At 67.3% G+C, this 3,106-nt stretch carries 3 protein-coding genes; 2 read left to right on the top strand and 1 reads right to left on the bottom strand.

The window, feature by feature from the left end; translation table 11 throughout:
- Nucleotides 1-69: 69 nt before the first annotated feature.
- The gene (locus IAE58_RS19780; protein ID WP_108761287.1) at nt 70-1,818 is read right to left on the bottom strand and encodes a glutamine--tRNA ligase/YqeY domain fusion protein; all 1,749 of its coding nucleotides are present in this window, start codon (nt 1,816-1,818) and stop codon (nt 70-72) included.
- A gap of 146 nt (nt 1,819-1,964) precedes the next feature.
- Here IAE58_RS19780 and IAE58_RS19775 point away from each other — a divergent pair, with 146 nt between their 5' ends.
- A complete protein-coding gene (locus IAE58_RS19775; protein WP_108748601.1) occupies nt 1,965-2,228 on the top strand; it encodes a DUF2007 domain-containing protein in 264 nt (87 codons plus the stop codon).
- Nucleotides 2,229-2,258: 30 nt separating this feature from the next.
- Nucleotides 2,259-2,924, top strand: coding sequence for a peptide-methionine (S)-S-oxide reductase MsrA (gene msrA, locus IAE58_RS19770; RefSeq protein WP_199934006.1), 666 nt, complete (start codon nt 2,259-2,261; stop codon nt 2,922-2,924).
- The last annotated feature ends 182 nt before the right edge of the window (nt 2,925-3,106 follow it).

Raw genomic sequence — 3,106 nt, 5'->3', positions numbered from 1 at the left:
CCGGGGGGGGGGGGGGGGGGGGTTTTGGGGGGGGGGGGGGGGGCGCCGGCCGGGCCCCCCCGCGGTTCCTCAGGCCGACCAGGTGTCGCGCAGGGTCACGCTGCGGTTGAACACCGGCTTGGCCTCGGTGTGGTCGCGGCGGTCGGCGACGAAGTAGCCGGTGCGCTCGAACTGGAACGACTGTTCCGGCGTGGCGCTGGCCGCGGCCGGTTCAACATAGCCGGTGACGGTGCGGCGCGATTCCGGGTTCAGGTAATCGCGGTAGGTCTTGCCTTCCGATTCGTCGTCCGGGTTCGGCACCGAGAACAGGCGGTCGTACAGGCGGATTTCCGCCGGCACGCCATGCACGGCGCTGACCCAGTGGATGGTGCCCTTCACCTTGCGGTTGGCGCCTTCCATGCCCGGGCGCGATTCCGGATCCAGCCAGCCGCGCAGCTCGGTGATGGTGCCGTCGGCATCCTTGATCACTTCATCGCAGCGGATGATGCCGGCGCCGCGCAGGCGCACTTCGCCGCCCGGTACCAGGCGCTTCCAGCCCTTGGGCGGCACTTCGGCGAAGTCCTCGCGGTCGATCCAGATTTCGCGTGCGAACGGCACCTGGCGGCTGCCGAAGCTCTCGTCCTTCGGGTGGTTGCTGAAGGTCAACTGCTCTTCGTGGCCCTCGGCCAGGTTGGTCAGCACCAGCTTCACCGGGTCGATCACCGCCATGCGGCGCGCCGCGGCGCTGTCCAGGTCTTCGCGCAGCGCGCCTTCCAGCACGCTGAAATCGATCATCGAATTCTGCTTGCTGATGCCCACGCGCTCGGCGAACAGGCGCATCGCGGCCGGGGTGTAGCCACGGCGGCGCAGGCCCTGCAGGGTCGGCATGCGCGGGTCTTCCCAGCCGTCCACCAGCTGTTCGGTCACCAGCGCCATCAGCTTGCGCTTGCTCATCACCGTGTAGTTGATGTTCAGGCGCGAGAACTCGATCTGGCGCGGCTTGGCCGCTTCGCGCGGCAGGCCGGCGTCGACCAGCGGCTGGGTCAGCGCATCGTCATGGGCGAAATCGACGTTGTCCACGCACCAGTCGTACAGCGGGCGGTGGTCTTCGAATTCCAGCGTGCAGAGCGAGTGGGTGATGCCTTCGATGGAATCGCCCAGCGCATGGGCGAAGTCGTACATCGGGTAGATCGGCCACGCGTTGCCGGTGTTCTGGTGCTCGACGTGCTTGATGCGGTACAGGGCCGGATCGCGCAGGTTGATGTTGCCGCTGGCCATGTCGATCTTCGCGCGCACGGTGCGCGCGCCGTCCGGGAATTCACCGGCACGCATGCGGCGGAACAGGTCGAGGTTTTCCTCCACGCTGCGGTCGCGCCACGGCGACGGGCGGCCCGGCTCGGTCAGGGTGCCGCGGTAGGCGCGCACTTCCTCGGCCGACAGATCGCAGACATAGGCCTTGCCCTGTTCGATCAGCTTCTCGGCGGCCAGGTAATAGGTCTGGAAGTAGTCAGAGGCATGGCGCAGCTCGTTCCACTCGAAGCCCAGCCAGCGCACGTCGTCCTGGATGGCGGCCACGTACTCGGGGTCTTCCTTGGCCGGGTTGGTGTCGTCGAAGCGCAGGTTGCACACGCCGCTGAACTCACCGGCCAGGCCGAAGTTCAGGCAGATCGACTTGGCATGGCCGATGTGCAGGTAGCCGTTCGGCTCGGGCGGGAAGCGGGTCTTGATCGCCTGGTGCTTGCCGCTGGCCAGGTCCTCGCGCACGATCTGGCGGATGAAATCGCGCTTCTCGTGGCTGTCGGCGGGGGTCTCGGGGCTGGCGGGGGTGTGCTCGGACATGAGTCTGGGGCGAAAAAGGGCAGAAAGACCAACAGTCTAGCGCGTACCGGCCAGGGCTGCCGGGGTTTGCCGCGATGCCCGGCGGGCGCAGCGGCGCGATTCAGGCCCCGGGCGTATGCTGGAACCCTGCCCCGAGGAGCTGCCCCATGCACATCGTGTACAAGGCCGACAACCTGTTCGACGCCCACCTGGTGAAGCATGCGCTGGAAGACGCAGGCATTCCTGCCTTCGTGTTCGGCGAATCGCTGCTGGGCGGCATGGGTGAGCTGCCGCTGTTCGGCGTGCTGCGGGTCGGCATACCCGACGCGGCGCGGCCGCAGGCCGAAGACATCGTGGCCGGGCTGGACTTGGGCCAGGGCCCGGCCGACCCCATTTCCGATGCAGACGATTGGGCCGGACAGCCGGCGTAGGAGCGCATCATGTTGGGAATTGGCCAGGGCATCCTCGGCATCGGGGCCTTCAAGCAGCGTCTGCCGCGTGCGGAAGAGGCGCTGCCGGGGCGCGACCAGCCGTTGCCGCTGCACAGCAACCAGCACTTCGTGAACAGCCATCCGCTGAAGGACCGCTTCGCCGGCCTGCAGCAGATCCGTTTCGCGCTGGGCTGTTTCTGGGGCGCCGAGCGCAAGTTCTGGAGCGAACCGGGCGTGTACAGCACCTCGGTGGGCTATGCCGGTGGCATCACCCCGAACCCGACCTACGAAGAGGTCTGTTCGGGCCTGACCGGTCACACCGAAGTGGTGCAGGTGGTGTTCGATCCGGCGGTGGTCAGCCTGGAGCGGTTGCTGCAGCTGTTCTGGGAAAGCCATGACCCGACCCAGGGCATGCGCCAGGGCAACGACACCGGCACCCAGTACCGTTCAGCCATCCATGCCACGAACGAGGCGCAGTACGCAGCCGCGCTGGCCAGCCGCGAGGCCTACCAGGCACAGCTGGATGCGGCCGGTTACGGGCCGATCACCACCGAGATCGTGTACCCGGCGCCGGAGTACTACTACGCCGAGGATTACCACCAGCAGTACCTGGCGAAGAACCCGAACGGCTACTGCGGGATTGGTGGCACCGGCGTGAGCTGCCCGATCGGGCTGGATGTGGAGGCGCCGCGCTGACGCGCGGAGGTCCGCCTGTAGAGCCGACCGGTAGAGCCGACTGTTAGTCGGCTGACAGCAAAAGCGGCTCTGCGTTTTCATCGGTTTGGCAGGGCGGGCACAGATGGCGGGACACGCCGTAAACCCGTCCATGAAGTGACCCCCGGGAGTTGGACACCTGATCCGACCCCGAGGTTTGCATG

It is taken from the genome of Stenotrophomonas sp. S49 (genome assembly GCF_016624905.1).
Taxonomy (GTDB): domain Bacteria; phylum Pseudomonadota; class Gammaproteobacteria; order Xanthomonadales; family Xanthomonadaceae; genus Stenotrophomonas.
This window is presented reverse-complemented; position numbering and strand designations above follow the sequence as displayed.

Bases quoted from the DNA above. Each gene is read 5' to 3' on its own strand.
- IAE58_RS19775 (WP_108748601.1), top strand. From the start codon at position 1,965: ATGCACATCGTGTACAAGGCCGACAACCTGTTCGACGCCCACCTGGTG.
- IAE58_RS19780 (WP_108761287.1), bottom strand. From the start codon at position 1,818: ATGTCCGAGCACACCCCCGCCAGCCCCGAGACCCCCGCCGACAGCCAC.